Genomic DNA, 16,724 nt, shown 5'->3' with positions numbered 1-16,724 from the left:
GTCCGTGCAGACCGGGTCGATCGGCCGGACCGACGCCGCCGAGGACGGTTCGGCCAACGGATCGGCCGATCGGCCGGCGGGGTCCGCGCCGCCCTTCGACGCCGCCCGGGCCGAGGCGGCCGTGCGCGAATTGCTCATCGCCGTGGGCGAGGACCCGGATCGGGACGGCCTGCAGCAGACGCCGGCCCGGGTCGCCCGCGCGTTCGCCGAGCAGTTCTCCGGCCTGCACATCGATCCGAGCACGGTGTTGCAGACCTCGTTCGACGAGAATCACAACGAGATGATTCTGATGCGGGACATCGATCTGTACTCGACCTGCGAGCACCACCTGGTGCCGTTCTTCGGTAAGGCCCACGTCGGGTACATCCCCGGCGCGGACGGCCGGGTCACCGGTCTGTCTAAGCTCGCCCGCCTGGTGGACGGTTTCGCGAGGCGGCCTCAGGTGCAGGAGCGGCTCACCACCCAGATCGCCGACGCGCTCGTCCGCCGGCTGCAGCCGGCCGGTGCGATCGTGGTCATCGAGGCCGAGCACCTGTGCATGGCGATGCGGGGAATCCGCAAGCCGGGCGCGGTCACCACGACGTCCGCGGTCCGCGGCATCTTCCAGTCCCAGGACCGGACCCGCGCGGAGGCGATGAGCCTGATCACGGGCCGATGAGCGCCGGGGTGGCGGTGGCGGAGGCCACCGACGCGGGCCCCGGTCGGGTCCGCTCATGACGACCTCCGCCGTCGACCGGCCGATGGGCCGGGCCATGATCATGGGCGTGGTCAACGTGACCGCGGATTCCTTCTCGGACGGCGGCCGGTACATCGACGCGGTCGCCGCGGTGCGTCGGGGTCGCGCGCTGGTCGCGGCCGGCGCCGACATCGTCGATGTCGGGGGCGAGTCGACCCGTCCCGGCGCCCACCGGATCCCGGCCGAGGTCGAGGCCGACCGGGTGGTTCCGGTGATCGCCGAGCTGGCCGCGGCCGGGGTGGTCTGCAGCGTGGACACCACGCGCGCGACCGTCGCCCGCGCCGCGTTGGACGTGGGCGGGCAGGTCGTGAACGACGTCTCCGGCGGCTTGGCCGACCCCGAGATGGCCGGGATGGTCGCCGACGCCGGTGTCCCCTGGATCCTGATGCACTGGCGGGGCCACAGCGCCGACATGGACGCGCTGGCCGTTTACGACGACGTGGTCGCCGATGTGCGGGCCGAGCTGGCCGCCCGGGTGGACGCGGCGCTCGCGGCCGGGGTCGACGAGCGGGCCATCGTGCTGGACCCCGGCCTCGGGTTCGCCAAGACCGCCGAGCACAACTGGGCGTTGCTCCGGGCGCTGCCGTCGATGACCGGACTCGACGGCCCGGGTTGGGGTTTCCCGATCCTGGTCGGCGCCTCCCGCAAGCGATTCCTGGGGGCACTGCTGGATGACGGGTCCGGCCCCCGGCCGCCCGACGGCCGGGAAGCGGCAACCACCGCCATCTCGGCCCTCGCCGCGGCCGCCGGCGCCTGGGGGGTCCGGGTCCACGAGGCCGCCGATTCCCTGGACGCGGTGCGGGTCGCCGCCGCGGTCACCGGTCGGGGGCCGACCCGGACCCTGCCGCACCGTCCGGTCGACCGTTCCGGAATGGTATGAGTCGTGGCTGACCGGATTACCTTGACCGGGTTGGAGCTGTACGGGTACCACGGCGTCTTCCCGGACGAGAAGCGGGACGGGCAGCTGTTCGTCGTCGACATCACGGTGTGGCTGGATCTCACCGCGGCGGCCGCCTCCGACGACCTGACCAGGACGGTGCACTACGGCGAACTCGCCGAGCTGGCCGCCGGCATTGTCACCGGGCCGCCCCGGGATCTGATCGAGACGGTCGCCGCCGAGATCGCCGACACCATCATGAGCCGGTATCCGGTGCACGCGGCGGAGGTCACCGTGCACAAACCGTCCGCGCCGATTCCGTTGACCTTCGCCGACGTCGCCGTGACCATCCGGCGGTCCATCCGCCGCGAGGGTGGGGCTCGCCCGGGCCGAGCGATTGAGGGGGCGACGCCATCATGAGCGAGGCTTGCCGAGCGAGTCTTCGTGGTGCGAAGGGTGTCGGTCGCGTCGGGGTGTCCGAGCGGGCGAGGAGCCCCGAGGGGGCGACGCCATGAGCCGGGCGGTGCTGTCCCTCGGGTCGAACGTCGGCGACCGGACCGCGCATCTGCAGACTGCCGTCCGCAGCCTGGGGCGGGTCGTCCGGGCCGTGTCGTCGATCTACCGGACCCCGCCCTGGGGCGGGGTCGAGCAGCAGGACTTCTACAACATCGTGGTGATCGCGGAGGACGACGGCGCCGATCCGCACGCCTGGTGGCGGCGGTGCCAGGCCCTGGAACAGGAGGCCGGGCGGGAACGGACCGTCCGCTGGGGGCCGCGCACCCTGGACGCCGACGTCATCCTCGTCGAGGTGCACGGCCACGCGGTGATCAGCGACGAGCCCGACCTGATCCTGCCGCACCCGCGGGCCGCCGAGCGGGCGTTCGTGCTGATGCCATGGGCCGAAGTCGATCCCGGTGCCGAGCTGCCGGGCGGTGGACCGATCGCCGACCTGCTGGACGGCCTCGACACCGCCGGCATCACCCGGGTGGGCCATGTGCACTGAAATCGTTGCCCGCACCGATCGTCGGCCGTCGCGACGGCCGCGGTGACCACCGACGACGGCCGGCTGGGACTGACCAGGTGGCGGGACATTGCCGTGGTCTGCCTGATCGCCGGGGTGGCCGGCTACCTGTTGGTGCGGGTCAGTTACTCGCGGATTCCGCCGGTGCCCCGGTTGGCGGGTCTGCTCGCGGCCTTGCTCGGCATCGGGGAGGCGGTGGTCGGGTTCGGCCTCCGCCGGCGGATCCGGCCGCCCGCGCAGACGGCCGGGGCGCCCGCCCGGCGGCCGGTGGACGCGCTGACCGCCGCGCGTGCTGTCATGGTGGCCAAGGCCACCGCGTTGGCCGGGGCCGCCCTCGGGGGATTGTGGCTGGGCCTGCTCGGCTATGTGCTCCCGTCCTGGTCGGAGTTCGCGGCCGCGCAGTCCGACGGCATCACCGGGTTCATCGGCGTGGCCGGCGCGGTCGTCATGGTGGCGGGTGCGCTGTTCCTGGAACGCAGCTGCCTGGTGCCCGAGGACAAGTAGCGGACGACGGTGTCGTCGGTGCCCACGGTCGGGTCACGGCCGGCTCCGCGTCACCCGCTCGCCTGCACCAGCTTCCGCAACGCCGGCGATTGGTACGGGCTGGCCCGGTCGGCGCGCAGCATCGTTCGTCGGACGTGCGGCTCGCCGAACCTGCGGCGCGCCGGTTCGTAGAAGGGAACGTGCAGCCGCCGGATCAGGTCGACGAACTCGTCGACGTCGGCAACCGTCAGCCCCGGCTCGGGGCGCCGGCCCGGGCCGGCGCTGAGAAAGCCCAGCAGCAAACTGAGCCCATCCCGGTCCAGGCAGGCTTCCAGCCGGACGGTGGCGAGCTCGGCATCGTCCGGCTCCCGGCACGACACGTGCAGGATCCGGAACCCGCCGGCCGCGTACGGAGCGTGCGGCTGCGTCCGGAAGGCCAGCAGACCCCCGTCGGCGGCCACCGCTGCCGCGCACTCGTCGCACCGCCATGAGGTCGGTCCGGACACGCCCGATCAGCTCGCCGACAGCCACACGGTGCAGTTCGCCGCGAGTCGACCGGCATCGTCGACGGCGCCAGGAGTGCTGGTGATCAGCCGGCGATGATCGGCGACCTCCTCGGGCAACGGCAACGGCCGGTCGGTGAAGTTCACGGCGCAGACCAGATCGCGCCCGCGTCGGAAGGCCAGCATGCCCTCCGGGGCCGGCAGCCAGACCAGGCCGTCCGCGTGGAGCTCCGGGCGATCCCGGCGGGCGGCCAGCGCGGTGCGGTAGAAGTGCAGGGTCGAGGCCTCGTCGGCCAATTCGCCGTCGACGGTTCGGTCGGCCCAGCTGGCCGGCTGCGGCAACCACGGCTCGCCCGCCGGCCCGAAGCCGAACGGCGTTCGGGTCCCGGACCACGGTAGGGGCACCCGGCAGCCGTCGCGACCGACCCGCTCGCCACCGGTCCGGAAGTAGATCGGGTCCTGACGCAGTTCGGCGGGAATGTCCCACACCTCCTCAAGTCCCAGTTCCTCACCCTGGTAGAGGTAGGCACCGCCGGGGAGGGCCAGCATCATCAGGGTGGCCGCCCGCGCCCGGCGCAGGCCGAGCTCACCGCCGCCCAGCCGCGTGGGATGCCGGGTGACGTCGTGGTTGGACAGCACCCAGGTGGCCGGCGCGCCGACCGCACCGAGGGTGGTCAGGGTGGTGTCGATCGCGGCTCGCTGCGCGGCGGCGTCCCACTCGGCGTTGAGGTAGTCGAAGTTGAAGGCGGTGTGCAGCTCGTCCGGCCGCAGGTACTGGGCGAACCGATCCGGGTTCGGCACCCACGCCTCCGCGCAGAACACCCTGTCGCCGCCCACCTCGTCGACGACGGCCCGCCAGCCGCGGTACACCTCGTGAATCTCGTCGCGATCCCAGTGCGGATGGTCGTTGGTGTTGGCCGTGGTCAACAGGTGACCCTCCGCGCCGCCCGGCAGGTCGGCCAGGTCCGGGTCCTTGGCCAGGCCGTGCGCGACGTCGATCCGGAAGCCGTCGACCCCCACCTTCATCCAGAACCGGAGGATGTCCTGGAACTCGGCGACGACCTCGGGGTTCGTCCAGTCCAGGTCGGGCTGTTCCGGCGCGAAGATGTGCAGGTACCACTGGCCGTCCGGCACCCGGGTCCAGGCGGGTCCGCCGAAATTCGACACCCAGTTGTTGGGTGGGAGCTCGCCATGGGCTCCGCGGCCCTCGCGGAAGATGTACCGGCCCCGCTCGGCACTGCCCGGCCCCGCGGCCAGCGCGGCCTGGAACCAGGCGTGCCGATCGGACGTGTGGTTCGGCACGAGGTCGATGATGACGCGCAGGCCTCGGGCGTGGCTGTCCCCGACCAGGCCGTGGAAGTCGGCCAGGGTGCCGAAGATCGGATCGACATCCCGGTAGTCGGCGACGTCGTACCCGGCGTCGGCCTGCGGGGACGGGTAGAAGGGGCTCAACCAGATCGCGTCGATGCCCAGCGCGGCGAGGTAGGGCAGCCGGGATCGGATGCCGGCGAGATCGCCGATTCCGTCGCCGTTGGCGTCGGCGAAGCTGCGCGGGTAGATCTGATAGATCACCGCGCTGCGCCACCAGGGATGGGGCGATTCGGCCGGGCCCGCCGTCGACGATTCGTGCAGCGAGGGTGACATGGCAGCTCCTGGAAGATCGTCGTCGGTCGGCGGTGGAAGTAGTTAAACGCTTCACCTGAGTGGCTGTCAAGACCGATTTCCGCATTTCACGGACCTCCTCCACAGCCCGCGTCAAGTTAACGATTAACCGACAGGTAGGTTGGACGGGTGCCCAGCCGCGACTCGCAGCGACCGACCATGAGCTCGATCGCGCGTGCCCTCGGGGTCTCCGTGGCCACCGTTTCCTACGCGTTCACCCGACCGAACAAGCTCTCGCCGCCGGTCCGCGCGCGGGTCCTGGCCGAAGCTGCCCGGCAGGGGTACGGCGGCCCCGATCCGGCGGCCCGCCAGCTCAGCCGCGGTCGCTCGGACACCCTGGGCCTGCTGTTCACCGACGAGCTCGCGCACGCCTTCGCCGATCCGGCGGCCGTGCGGTTCCTGCAGGGGTTGTCGGAGAGCTGCCAGAGCGCCGGCTTGAACCTGCTGCTGATCTCGTCGGAATCGTCCGGCGGGCGGCCGGATGCCGTCGCCAACGCGGTCGTCGACGGATTCGTGGTCTACAGCGTCCCGCCCGAGGACCCGCATCTGGCCCGGATCCGGCAACGCCGACTCCCGACGGTGGTGGTGGACTCACCCCCGGACGTGCCCGAATTCGACTGGATCGGGTCGGACGACCGAGCCGGTGGCCGCCTGGTGGGCGAGTTGGTGGCCGGTCTGGGGCACCGCCGGATCGGTGTGATCACCGACGGCGGGCGCGGCGGCCGGGCGGGTCCGGCCGATCTGGCCGCGCTGCGAGGATCACCCTCATCGGTGCACGGCAACCGGATCCTGGGTCTGGCCGAGGCTTTGGCCGCGCTCGGCGTGGGCGAACCGGCGATCGAGGTGTGCTCGGGGCTGACCCGGGCCGCGGGCGCCACCGCCCTGAACGCGATGCTCGACCGCGAGCCGGGGTTGACCGCCGTCTGCTTGATGATGGACGTTCTCGCGCTCGGTGCCCTGGACGCGGCCAGGGAGCGCGGCCTGTCGGTCCCCGACGATCTGACGATCACCGGCTACGACGGCATTCCGGAGGCGTCGGCCGCCGGCCTCACCACGGTCTGTCAGCCACTGGTGGACAAGGGCCGGCTGGCCGGCGATCTGTACCTGAGCCACCGCCCGGGTGAGCCCCCCCGCCGGCGCGTGTTGCCCGTCCATGTCCAGGTCAGGTCGAGCACCGGGCCGGCCCGGTGACCCGAGAACTCCGACCGCCCCTCAGGACCCGTCCGGCCCGCGGGCGTCACCGCGTCGATCGCCACCGGCGAGAATTACCCGGATACGGTCGGTAGCGGGCCGGCAATGGCACCGAGTAGCCGTTGCCGCAGCTGCGACCCCCGGTGCGCGAAGTCCCGTTGCCGCGCGACGTACTCCGCTTTACCAGCGGCCGTCTCGATCGCAATCGGCGGGTAGCCCAGGTCGGCCAGGTCGTAGGGGGAGGCGCGCATATCGATCTCGCGGACCGCCCGGGCCAGTTCGAACGCATCGGCCACCAGGTCGCTGGACGTCACCGGCAGCAGCCGATACGCCCATTTGTACAGATCCATCGAGGCGTGCAGGCAGCCCGGCTGCTCCATGCCGATCCGGCCGTCCAGGGTGGGCTGCAATTGGTTGCGCGGCCGGGCGGCGTCGGTGAAGAACCGGAACGCGTCGTAATGGCCGCAGCGGATCTGATGCTCCCGGACGACCTGATCGGTACCGGCCGGGCCCAGGCGTAGCCGCCGGCCGCGGTGGCGCAGGTCGGATTCAGGCAGCTGGAACACCATCGCCCACTCGTGCAGCCCGAAGCACCCGAACTGGGCCGGTGCCGCCGCAGTCGCGGTCAGCAGCCGCGTGACGAACCGCACTTGTTCGCCGCGCGCGAGCAGGAATGCGGGCAGGTCCACCCCCACCACCGACCCCGGCCCGTCCACAGTGTGATGGAACCGCCAGTCGGCCCGTTCCGCGGCGTCGGCCAGCGCGTAGCCGAGGCCGGGATGCCAACGCCGGAGTTGGCCGGGCCGGAACGGGTAATAGGTGAACAGGAAATCCTCGACCGGATGCGGGAGCTGGCGCCTCGCCCGTTCCTGATGGCCTCGGGTGAGGGTGTCCACCCGGTCGGCGTGTGCGGATTCCAGGGGACGCCAGCGCGACGCGGCGAGCACTATGGGTCCGGTCGTCACCGCGCCATTGTCCGTCCCGGTGGGCGGTCGGTGGGACCGTCCCGGCAAAGTAGGCTGATCCGTCGTGAGTGCACCGACCCCCACGGATGACGAGGACCTGCCCGAACAGCTGCGGGTGCGCCGGGAGAAGCGCCAACGGCTGCTCGATTCCGGTATCGAACCGTATCCGGTCGCGGTGCCGCGGACGACCGGCCTGGCCCAGCTGCGTGAACGGTTCCCCGATCTCCCGCCGGACGCCGACACGGGTGAGACCGTGGGGGTCACCGGACGGGTGATCTTCCTGCGCAACTCCGGAAAGCTGTGCTTCGCCACCGTCCGCGAAGGGGGTGCCGGCGACACGGGCGCCGAATTGCAGATCATGGTGTCGCTGGCCGGCGTCGGAGCCGAATCGCTGGCCGCATTCAAGCGGGACGTCGATCTGGGTGATCATCTCTTCGCGCACGGCCGGGTGATCACCTCGCGCCGGGGTGAACTGTCGGTGCTGGCCGATTCCTGGGCCATTGCCGCGAAGGCGCTGCGACCTTTGCCGGTTGCGCACAAGCCGTTGTCCGAAGAAGCGCGGGTCCGGCAGCGCTATGTCGATTTGATCGTACGGCCGCAGGCCCGGCGGACCGTGGAGATCCGTGCCGCGGTCAATCGCTCGTTGCGGTCGACCCTGCATCGGCGCGGCTATCTGGAAGTCGAAACACCGATGCTGCAGGTGCTGCACGGCGGTGCCGCGGCCCGGCCCTTCTCGACGCACATGAATGCGTTCGACATGGAGCTGTATCTGCGCATCGCGCCCGAGTTGTACCTCAAACGCGCGGCGGTCGGCGGAATCGAGCGGGTCTTCGAGATCAACCGCAACTTTCGCAACGAAGGCGTCGATTCCTCCCATTCGCCGGAATTCGCCATGCTGGAGGCTTACGAGGCGTACTCCGACTACAACGGCATGGCCGAGTTGACCAGATCGTTGATCCAGGACGCGGCGGTGGCCGTGCAAGGTTCCACGACGGTGACGCATGCCGACGGGCAGGAGTTCGACCTCGGCGGGGACTGGCCCTCGATCACCCTGTACGGATCACTGTCCGAGGTGATCGGCCGGGAGATCACGGTCACGACGCCGATGGCCGAGTTGGTCGACCTCGCCGAGAAGTTCGGCGTCGGCGTTGCTCCGCACTACGGGCCGGGGAAACTGGCCGAGGAACTCTTCGACGAGTTGGTGCGGCCGAACCTGATCTCTCCGACATTCGTCCGGGACTATCCGGCCGAGACCTCGCCGCTCACCCGCGACCATCGGGATCGGCCCGGCTTGGCCGAGAAATGGGACCTGTACATCCGGGGCACCGAAATGGGAACCGGATACTCCGAGTTGGTCGATCCGGTGATTCAGCGTGCGCGTTTTGCGGACCAGGCCCGCTTCGCCGGACTCGGTGACGACGAGGCCATGGTCCTGGACGAAGAGTTCCTGCGGGCCATGGAGTACGCAATGCCGCCCTCCGGCGGGATGGGTATGGGTGTCGATCGCCTCATCATGGCGCTCACCGGTCTGGGCATCCGGGAGACCATCCTGTTCCCATTCGTTCGCCCGGGTGATTGAGCGCGTCCCGGCGGCCCGGTTCACCACCCTTTCCGCGTCACCTCGTCGACGCAATGCACACCATCTCAATTCCGGTCACGTGAGCTGCGCCACGGGGTTTGCCTTCGCTCCGTGAATGCTGACCGTCGGCGGCCCGCACGTCGTCGACATTTTCCGTATATGTTTGAAAATGAACCCCGGCGGCCCTATCCTGAGCGCTCGGGGAAGAAATCTGCAGTCGTGGGAGGCACACGCATGGCAACCATCACCACCACCTCATTGGTGGACGACCTGGACGGCTCCGAAGCGGCCGATACCGTGTCATTCGCACTCGACGGGGTCGCCTACGAGATCGACCTGAACGAGGAAAACGCGGAAAAGCTCCGTGACGCACTGGCCGGATATGTCGCCGGCGCTCGCCGGGCGGACGGCGCCCGTCGGGTCGGACGTGCGAAGGTCGCCAAGGCCGCCAAGCCGGCGCGCGGTTCCCGTACCGCGCCGGATCGCGAACAGACCGCGGCCATCCGCGAGTGGGCCCGGGCCAACGGCTACGAGGTGTCCGAGCGCGGGCGCCTGTCGGCCAACGTGCTGGCCGCCTTCGAGGCCGCCCACTGAGATCGACCCGGCCTCCGGCCGGCACAGCGACCCCGTCCGCGGCTGCGGAGCGGGGTCGTTTGCGTTTGGTGCCCTCGAATGCGTTGGTGCCCTCGGATGCGTTGGTGTCCTCGGACCGGTGGGACGCCGAGCCGCGGCGGTGGGGGAGCCCGCTCGGGACAAGGCGGCGGCCGTGGCGGGTGGGGCGTCGAGGGGCAGCGCAGGCGGAGGCCGCTTGGGGCTCGGGCCCGCTCGGGTCGCTCGGGGCCGCTACGGAGAGTGGCGATCGACGGAGTGTTCGCCCACGGCGTAGCCCGCGACGTGGCGGAACGAGAGTCGCTGCGGGAGCGTTGGAGAGCAGTGGCGGCACGGTGTGCGGTGCCGCCATCGGTTGCTCGACTCGAACCAGTGGTTCGGGCTCGCCGACTAGAGTGAGCTATCCGCCTCCGGGCGGGACGAGTGGCAGAACGCCTAACCGCGCACGCCCGTAAGGAGTGCACATGTTCGAACGGTTTACTGACCGAGCCCGTCGTGTGGTGGTGCTGGCCCAGGAAGAGGCCCGCATGCTCAACCACAACTACATCGGCACCGAGCACATCCTGCTCGGCCTCATCCATGAGGGTGAAGGCGTGGCCGCCAAGGCGCTCGAGTCGCTGGGCATCGCACTCGAGGGCGTCCGCGCCCAGGTGGAGGAGATCATCGGGCAGGGGCAGCAGTCCCCGTCCGGTCACATTCCGTTCACCCCGCGGGCCAAGAAGGTGCTGGAGCTCTCGCTGCGCGAGGCGCTGCAGCTGGGCCACAACTACATCGGCACCGAGCACATCCTGCTCGGCCTCATCCGCGAGGGTGAGGGTGTCGCCGCCCAGGTGCTGGTCAAGCTGGGCGCCGACCTGAACCGGGTGCGGCAGCAGGTGCTGCAACTGCTCTCCGGGTACCAGGGCAAGGAGACCGCGGCCGCCGAGGGCGGCCGGTCCGAGGGCACCCCGTCGACCTCGCTGGTCCTTGACCAGTTCGGTCGCAACCTGACCCAGTCCGCCCGCGAGGGCAAGCTCGACCCGGTCATCGGGCGCGAGAAGGAAATCGAGCGGGTCATGCAGGTGCTGTCCCGCCGCACCAAGAACAACCCGGTGCTGATCGGCGAGCCCGGCGTCGGCAAGACCGCGGTCGTCGAGGGCCTGGCCCAGGCGATCATCCGCGGCGACGTCCCGCAGACCCTCAAGGACAAGCACCTCTACACGCTGGACCTCGGCTCGCTGGTCGCCGGCTCCCGGTACCGCGGCGACTTCGAGGAGCGCCTGAAGAAGGTACTCAAGGAGATCCGCACCCGCGGCGACATCATCATGTTCATCGACGAGATCCACACCCTGGTGGGTGCGGGCGCCGCCGAGGGCGCGATCGACGCCGCGTCGATCCTCAAGCCGATGCTGGCCCGGGGCGAGCTGCAGACCATCGGCGCCACCACCCTCGACGAGTACCGCAAGTACGTCGAGAAGGACGCCGCGCTGGAACGCCGCTTCCAGCCGATCCAGGTCGGCGAACCGACCGTCGCGCACACCATCGAGATCCTCAAGGGACTGCGCGACCGGTACGAGGCGCACCACCGGATCACCATCACCGACGACGCGCTGGTGTCGGCGGCCACCCTGGCCGACCGGTACATCAGCGACCGCTTCCTGCCGGACAAGGCGATCGACCTGATCGACGAGGCCGGGGCGCGCATGCGCATCCGCCGGATGACCGCGCCGCCGGACCTGCGCGACTTCGACGAGAAGCTCGCCGGCGTGCGACGGGACAAGGAGTCCGCGATCGACGCGCAGGACTTCGAGAAGGCGGCCGCGCTGCGGGACACCGAGAAGCAGCTGCTGGCCCGCAAGTCCGAGCGCGAGAAGGCTTGGAAGGACGGCGATCTGGACGTCATTTCCGAGGTCGACGACGAGCAGATCGCCGAGGTGCTGGCCAACTGGACCGGCATCCCCGTCTTCAAGCTGACCGAGGAGGAGACGACTCGGCTGCTCAAGATGGAAGAGGAGCTGCACAAGCGGATCATCGGCCAGGATCAGGCGGTCAAGGCCGTCTCGCAGGCGATCCGCCGCACTCGCGCCGGCCTGAAGGACCCCAAGCGGCCGTCCGGCTCGTTCATCTTCGCCGGCCCGTCCGGCGTCGGGAAGACCGAGCTGACCAAGGCGCTGGCCGAGTTCCTGTTCGGGGACGAGGACGCGCTGATCCAGGTGGACATGGGCGAGTTCCACGACCGGTACACCGCGTCGCGGCTCTTCGGTGCCCCTCCCGGATACGTCGGCTACGAAGAGGGTGGGCAGCTCACCGAGAAGGTGCGCCGCAAGCCGTTCTCCGTGGTGCTGTTCGACGAGATCGAGAAGGCGCACCAGGACATCTACAACACGCTGCTGCAGGTGTTGGAGGACGGCCGGCTCACCGATGGCCAGGGGCGCACGGTGGACTTCAAGAACACCGTCATCGTCTTCACCTCGAACCTGGGAACGCAGGACATCTCCAAGGCCGTCGGCATGGGCTTCCAGCAGGGCAACAGCTCGGAGTCGAACTACGAGCGGATGAAGCAGAAGGTCAACGACGAACTCAAACGACACTTCCGTCCGGAGTTCCTCAACCGCATCGATGACGTGGTCGTCTTCCATCAGCTGACCACCGATGAGATCAACCAGATGGTCGATCTCATGCTCAAGCGGGTCGAGGCGGCGCTGCGGAACAAGGACATGTCGCTGGAGCTGACCGACGCGGCCAAGACGCTGCTCGGCGAGCGGGGCTTCGACCCCGTCCTGGGCGCCCGGCCGCTGCGCCGGACGATCCAGCGGGAGATCGAGGACAAGCTGTCCGAGAAGATCCTGTTCGACGAGATCCGCCCGGGCCAGATCGTTCTGGTCGACGTCCAGGACGCGACCGACCTGAACGGCAAGCCGACGAAGGAGTTCACCTTCCGCGGCGAACCGCGGCCGTCGTCGGTGCCGGATTCGGTGCCGGCCGGCCTGGCCATCGACGCCGGCCCCGAGGGCGCCACCGGCTGATCGTTGCCTGTTCCCCGAACGCCCCGCCACCCCCTCGGTGGCGGGGCGTTCGCGTTCCCCGGGCCCCTGCCGCGCGGATCAACTAGGCCGGCGCGGATCAACTGACCCGAAATGGGGCTGGTGTGACAGGAGTCGCCGATTTGTGCCGCGCAGGTCCCTGCACCCGGCGCCGGTCAGCGGCCCGGCGGTGCTGCGCCGCTCGTTGAACGTGCGGCCGGTGTTGCGTTCCGCGGGACCGTCCGCCGAGTCCACTGGCGCGTGACCTGCGCAAGTGAACCGGCCCTGTACCACTGGATGCATGCGCGGCCGGTGCCGCGTTTCTGCGGCAACGTCTCCGGGCTCCACGCGCGCAGCAATTCAAGAAGGGCGCCGACCGGCGCCACCGCCTGGCGGCGGATGACGAAACGCGCCGGCCGAGCCCGGGCACCCGGGATCCTCGAACTGATCAGCCGGCCACCGCGGTGCCCGGCAACACGAACCAGCCGTCGTGGGCGCGCTCGACAAGCCCGTCGGCTAGCAACGAGTCGAGGCAGCGACGCGCCTGGACGGCGTCGTCGGTCGAGCCGAGCAGGTCCAGCATGTCGACCGGGCCCGCCGACCCACGCAACAGCGCCATCATCCGGCCCCGGGCCTGCCGGTCGGTTCCGTGCCAGGCCTGCACCGGGCGGCGGGCCACCCCGGGCACCGCTCCCGATCGGCGCCAGGCACATCGCGCCGGCAGCGGGCAGCGGTCACACGACGGGCTGACGGCGGTACAGACCAGCGCGCCGAGCTCCATCACAGCCACCGAGAAGCGGGCCGCGATCGCCGGGTCGGCGGGCAGCAAGGTGGCCATCTCAGCCCGGTCGGCGGCGGTGGCCGAGGCCCTGGGCTCGTCCACGCCGCGGACCACCCGGGACAGCACGCGGCGCACGTTGGTGTCGACGACCGGAACGCGGGCGCCGAACGCGAACGCGGCCACCGCCCGCGCCGTGTAATCCCCGACTCCGGGTAGCCGGAGCAACTCCTCGACCGTGTGCGGCACCTGCCCGCCGTGCTCCGCGGTGATTCGCACCGCCGCGCCGTGCAGCCGCACCGCCCTTCGCGGGTATCCGAGTCGGCCCCAGGTTCGGATGGCCTCCCCGGCCGGCTCGACGGCCAGGTCGGCCGGGGACGGCCACCGCTGCACCCACTGCTCGTACACCGACAGCACACGCGAAACCGGCGTCTGCTGCAGCATCACTTCGCTGACCAGAACCGCCCACGGCGTCGCGTCGGGCTGCCGCCACGGCAGTTCCCGGGCGTTCCGCTCGTAGAAGTCCAGGATCAGGTCGGCGCCCAGCGGATCAGCTTGTCGCGGCACCGCTCTCCTGGTCGTTCTCCTCCGTGACCTCGTCGAGCTCTTCCGTGACCTCTTCGAGCAGCCCGGTTTCCACGTCGAAGATGAAGCCGCGGACCTTGTCGGTGTGGTGCAGGAACCGGGAGTCCTGCACGCGACGCATCGACTCCCGCACGGAGTCGTGGGGGTCGGTGAAAGCCTGCACGGACCAGGTCGGCCGGTAGCCGGCGAACCGGGCCAGCTCTTCCCGGAACTCGTCTTCCTTGAGCTTGGCCAGGCCGCAGTCCGTGTGGTGGACGATCATCACCTCGCGAGTGCCCAGCGCGTGCTGCGAGATCGCCAGCGAGCGGATCACGTCGTCGGAGATGATGCCGCCGGCGTTGCGCATCAGGTGGATCTCGCCCGGATTCAACCGGAAGGCCACATGCGCGTCGACCCGGCAGTCCATGCACATCACCACCGCCAGGTGCTTCAACGGCGAGGGCCCGAGGCCGGAGGGATGATACATGGCTGCGGTCTTGTTTCGCCGCAACATCTCGTCGATCGCCGTCACAGTGACTCCTTCGGCGTTGCTCCGCGGGATGGTGTTGGAGCGAGACTACCGTCGCACGCGTGATGCACCCGGTCGGACCGTCCAGCCAAACCACGTACTGGTTCCGTCGAGTACTCGTGGTGGTCCTGGCCGTCGCCGTTCTCGTCACGATTGTGTGGTTCCTGGCCAGCCGAACCTCCCGTTCCTCGGCCGGGCAGGACTCGTCCGCGGCCGTCGCCAACACCTCGGCCGCACCCACCATGACCGGCGTGTTGGCCAACTCGACCGCTCCGTCCCGCTCCACGGTGCCCTCGCCGAGCCCGTCGGTCGCGGCGCCGACCGATTCGGCCGCGCCGCCCAGCGGGTCGCCGACCGACGCCGCCCCGGCGACGGACGCCGCGCCGCCGACCGGCACCGACGTGCCCGCCCCGGCCCCCGACGCCGCCGCGGCCAGCCCGGTGCCGCCGACCGAGCAGCCGCCGCCCGCGTCGTCCGACGCCGCCCCGGCTCCGCCACCGCCGTCCTACGACGCCGATGGCAAGCTGCTGTGTCCGGATGCCGCGGTCGGGCTCGCCGCCAAGGTGCCGGGCGAGGTGAAGTCCGGCACCAACGTGATCATCGGGATGGTCGTCACCAATACCGGGGCGGAGGCCTGCCGTCGAGACGTGTCGGGGACGACGCAGGTCTTCACGGTCTTCGGCGCCGACGGGACCCGCCTGTGGTCGACCGCCGACTGCTTCCCCGGGCAGGGCACTGAGGTTCGGGACCTGGCGCCCGGTCAGACACTGGAGTTCACGGTGAAGTGGTCGGGCACCACGTCGGCGCCGGGGTGCACCGGAGATCGTGTCCCGCTCGCTCCCGGCAGCTACACGCTGATCGCCCAGCTCGGCCCCGTATCAAGCCCACCAGCCGCGTTCACGGTCGTCTGATCCAGGAGCCAGCCGGCCGCCCGCGAGCGCGTCCTACAGGGCCGTTCCGTACCGGTCCACGATGGACGACTCGGCCAGCCGCGACAGCCCCTCCCGCACCACCCTGGCCCGGGCCTCGCCGACGCCTTCGACGGCCTGCAGATCGGCGGCGGTGGCGGCCAGCAGGCCCTGCAGGTTGCCGAAGTGCAGGATCAGCCGGTCCAGCACGGCTGGTGGAACCCGCGGGATGCCCGCCAGGAGCCGGTATCCGCGAGGACTGACCGCGGAGTCGAGCGCGTCGCCCATCGTATTGATGCCCAGGACACGGGCGACCGCCGCCAGGTCCAACAGCGCGGCCTCGTCCAGATCGTCCAGGGCTTCGACGATCTCGTCGATCGAATCGGGACTCCGGTCGACGGGCAGGTAATCGCGGATCAGCAGCTCCTGCAGACCCTGGGTGCCGCTCAACATCTCGTCGAGCTGCAGCCCGAGTAGACGACCGTCGGTGCCGAGTTCGATCACGTTGCCCGTGAGCTCGTCGGCGATGCGGCGCACCATGAGCAGGCGCTGCAGCACGGTCATGGCGTCACGAAGGGTTGCGAAGTCCTCGATCTCGAGAGCGGAGAGTGCGCGGGCGACCTCGTCGAGCCGGAATTTGTATCGCTGCAGCGTGGCCAACGCCTGATTCGCTCGGGACAGGATGGTCGGTGGGTCCGCGACCACGTGCCGCCGTCCACCGAAATAGAGGTTGATGATCGACATCGAGTGACTCACGGCGATCACCGGGTGGCCGGTCTGCAGACCGGTACGTTCGGCCGTGCGATGCCGGGTGCCCGACTCGACGGTCGGGATCGTCGGATCCGGGGTCAACTGCACGTTGGCCCGCAGGATGCGGGTGGCGTCGTCGTTGAGCACCACCGCGCCGTCCATCTTGCACAGCTCTCGCACCCGCGTCGACGAGAACTCGACGTCCAGCCGGAACCCGCCGTCGCACAGGTCCTCGACCGCCTGGTCGAAGCCGAGCACGATCAGCGCTCCAGTGCGTCCGCGCAGGATCCGCTCCAGGCCATCGCGCAGCGGCGTACCCGGTGCGACCCGGGCCAACACGGCACGATGGGCGGCGACGCTCGTGCGTTCCTCCACCCAAAGCCCTCCCTTGGCGTTCACCGGACAGTTTAGGAGCCCGCGGGGCAATCCGGCTCCTGCGTCACCGGGTTGCCGGCAGCGTGCTCCTGCGGTGCTTGATGGTGGCCTCGCAGGCTCGGCCAACGACGAGCCCGCGGGGCAATCCGGCTCCTGCGTCACCGGGTTGCCGGCAGCGTGCTCCTGCGGTGC

16 protein-coding genes are annotated in these 16,724 nt (G+C 70.3%); 10 read left to right on the top strand and 6 right to left on the bottom strand.

What is annotated here, in order from left to right:
• Positions 1-4: 4 nt before the first annotated feature.
• From folE to ACILSK_RS16960, 5 genes are all read left to right on the top strand, one after another.
• Positions 5-658: a GTP cyclohydrolase I FolE gene (folE, locus tag ACILSK_RS16980; protein WP_407077049.1), complete on the top strand. Its 654-nt coding sequence runs from the start codon at positions 5-7 to the stop codon at positions 656-658.
• A gap of 55 nt (positions 659-713) precedes the next feature.
• Entirely contained in the window at positions 714-1,616 is a 903-nt protein-coding gene (folP, locus tag ACILSK_RS16975; RefSeq protein WP_395728364.1) for a dihydropteroate synthase, read from the top strand.
• A 3-nt stretch (positions 1,617-1,619) separates the two neighbouring features.
• A complete protein-coding gene (gene folB, locus ACILSK_RS16970; RefSeq protein ID WP_395728363.1) occupies positions 1,620-2,033 on the top strand; it encodes a dihydroneopterin aldolase in 414 nt (137 codons plus the stop codon).
• 91 nt (positions 2,034-2,124) lie between these two features.
• Complete coding sequence (gene folK / locus ACILSK_RS16965; protein WP_395728362.1) at positions 2,125-2,616, top strand: 2-amino-4-hydroxy-6-hydroxymethyldihydropteridine diphosphokinase; 492 nt, start codon at positions 2,125-2,127, stop codon at positions 2,614-2,616.
• Between the two features lie 42 nt (positions 2,617-2,658).
• On the top strand, positions 2,659-3,138 hold the full coding sequence (locus ACILSK_RS16960; protein WP_395728361.1) for a DUF3180 domain-containing protein: 480 nt from the start codon (positions 2,659-2,661) through the stop codon (positions 3,136-3,138).
• Between the two features lie 50 nt (positions 3,139-3,188).
• On the opposite strand, the gene ACILSK_RS16955 is transcribed toward ACILSK_RS16960, so the two are convergent.
• Together ACILSK_RS16955 and ACILSK_RS16950 are read right to left on the bottom strand one after the other, a co-directional pair.
• On the bottom strand, positions 3,189-3,623 hold the full coding sequence (locus ACILSK_RS16955) for a hypothetical protein (protein WP_395728360.1): 435 nt from the start codon (positions 3,621-3,623) through the stop codon (positions 3,189-3,191).
• A 6-nt stretch (positions 3,624-3,629) separates the two neighbouring features.
• Positions 3,630-5,264, bottom strand: coding sequence for a glycoside hydrolase family 13 protein (locus tag ACILSK_RS16950; protein WP_395728359.1), 1,635 nt, complete (start codon positions 5,262-5,264; stop codon positions 3,630-3,632).
• 177 nt (positions 5,265-5,441) lie between these two features.
• Here ACILSK_RS16950 and ACILSK_RS16945 point away from each other — a divergent pair, with 177 nt between their 5' ends.
• Positions 5,442-6,473: a LacI family DNA-binding transcriptional regulator gene (locus ACILSK_RS16945; protein WP_395728358.1), complete on the top strand. Its 1,032-nt coding sequence runs from the start codon at positions 5,442-5,444 to the stop codon at positions 6,471-6,473.
• A 74-nt stretch (positions 6,474-6,547) separates the two neighbouring features.
• Here ACILSK_RS16945 and ACILSK_RS16940 read toward each other — a convergent pair whose 3' ends face one another.
• Complete coding sequence (locus ACILSK_RS16940; RefSeq protein WP_395728357.1) at positions 6,548-7,438, bottom strand: 3-methyladenine DNA glycosylase; 891 nt, start codon at positions 7,436-7,438, stop codon at positions 6,548-6,550.
• Positions 7,439-7,502: 64 nt separating this feature from the next.
• Here ACILSK_RS16940 and lysS point away from each other — a divergent pair, with 64 nt between their 5' ends.
• The 3 genes from lysS (at position 7,503) to ACILSK_RS16925 (ending at position 12,631) form a co-directional block, all read left to right on the top strand.
• The gene (gene lysS, locus ACILSK_RS16935; protein WP_395728356.1) at positions 7,503-9,017 is read left to right on the top strand and encodes a lysine--tRNA ligase; all 1,515 of its coding nucleotides are present in this window, start codon (positions 7,503-7,505) and stop codon (positions 9,015-9,017) included.
• 234 nt (positions 9,018-9,251) lie between these two features.
• A complete protein-coding gene (locus ACILSK_RS16930) occupies positions 9,252-9,611 on the top strand; it encodes an Lsr2 family protein (protein ID WP_395728355.1) in 360 nt (119 codons plus the stop codon).
• 479 nt (positions 9,612-10,090) lie between these two features.
• On the top strand, positions 10,091-12,631 hold the full coding sequence (locus ACILSK_RS16925) for an ATP-dependent Clp protease ATP-binding subunit (RefSeq protein WP_395728354.1): 2,541 nt from the start codon (positions 10,091-10,093) through the stop codon (positions 12,629-12,631).
• Positions 12,632-13,076: 445 nt separating this feature from the next.
• Here the strand turns inward: ACILSK_RS16925 and ACILSK_RS16920 are convergent, their stop codons facing one another.
• Both ACILSK_RS16920 and ACILSK_RS16915 read right to left on the bottom strand, forming a co-directional pair.
• A complete protein-coding gene (locus ACILSK_RS16920; protein ID WP_395728353.1) occupies positions 13,077-13,973 on the bottom strand; it encodes an A/G-specific adenine glycosylase in 897 nt (298 codons plus the stop codon).
• Positions 13,957-14,502, bottom strand: a complete 546-nt coding sequence (locus ACILSK_RS16915) for a beta-class carbonic anhydrase (protein ID WP_395728352.1) — start codon at positions 14,500-14,502, stop codon at positions 13,957-13,959. The genes ACILSK_RS16920 and ACILSK_RS16915 overlap by 17 nt, the downstream gene beginning before the upstream one ends.
• 59 nt (positions 14,503-14,561) lie before the next feature.
• Between ACILSK_RS16915 and ACILSK_RS16910 the strand changes: the two genes are divergently transcribed.
• Positions 14,562-15,410 (top strand): hypothetical protein, encoded by an 849-nt coding sequence (locus ACILSK_RS16910; RefSeq protein WP_395728351.1) that lies wholly within the window; start codon positions 14,562-14,564, stop codon positions 15,408-15,410.
• A gap of 33 nt (positions 15,411-15,443) precedes the next feature.
• Here the strand turns inward: ACILSK_RS16910 and disA are convergent, their stop codons facing one another.
• Positions 15,444-16,532: a DNA integrity scanning diadenylate cyclase DisA gene (disA, locus tag ACILSK_RS16905; RefSeq protein WP_395728350.1), complete on the bottom strand. Its 1,089-nt coding sequence runs from the start codon at positions 16,530-16,532 to the stop codon at positions 15,444-15,446.
• Positions 16,533-16,724: the final 192 nt, after the last annotated feature.

The sequence above is a fragment of the Nakamurella sp. genome (genome assembly GCF_044224575.1).
GTDB lineage: Bacteria > Actinomycetota > Actinomycetes > Mycobacteriales > Nakamurellaceae > Nakamurella.
The sequence above is the reverse complement of the archived record's forward strand: the minus strand, read 5'-3'. Positions and strand labels throughout refer to the sequence as shown.

Excerpts from the sequence above, each read along its gene's own strand:
- folP (WP_395728364.1), top strand. The coding sequence starts at position 714 with ATGACGACCTCCGCCGTCGACCGGCCGATGGGCCGGGCCATGATCATG.
- folK (WP_395728362.1), top strand. The coding sequence starts at position 2,125 with ATGAGCCGGGCGGTGCTGTCCCTCGGGTCGAACGTCGGCGACCGGACC.
- ACILSK_RS16950 (WP_395728359.1), bottom strand. The coding sequence starts at position 5,264 with ATGTCACCCTCGCTGCACGAATCGTCGACGGCGGGCCCGGCCGAATCG.
- ACILSK_RS16945 (WP_395728358.1), top strand. The coding sequence starts at position 5,442 with ATGAGCTCGATCGCGCGTGCCCTCGGGGTCTCCGTGGCCACCGTTTCC.
- ACILSK_RS16930 (WP_395728355.1), top strand. The coding sequence starts at position 9,252 with ATGGCAACCATCACCACCACCTCATTGGTGGACGACCTGGACGGCTCC.
- ACILSK_RS16925 (WP_395728354.1), top strand. The coding sequence starts at position 10,091 with ATGTTCGAACGGTTTACTGACCGAGCCCGTCGTGTGGTGGTGCTGGCC.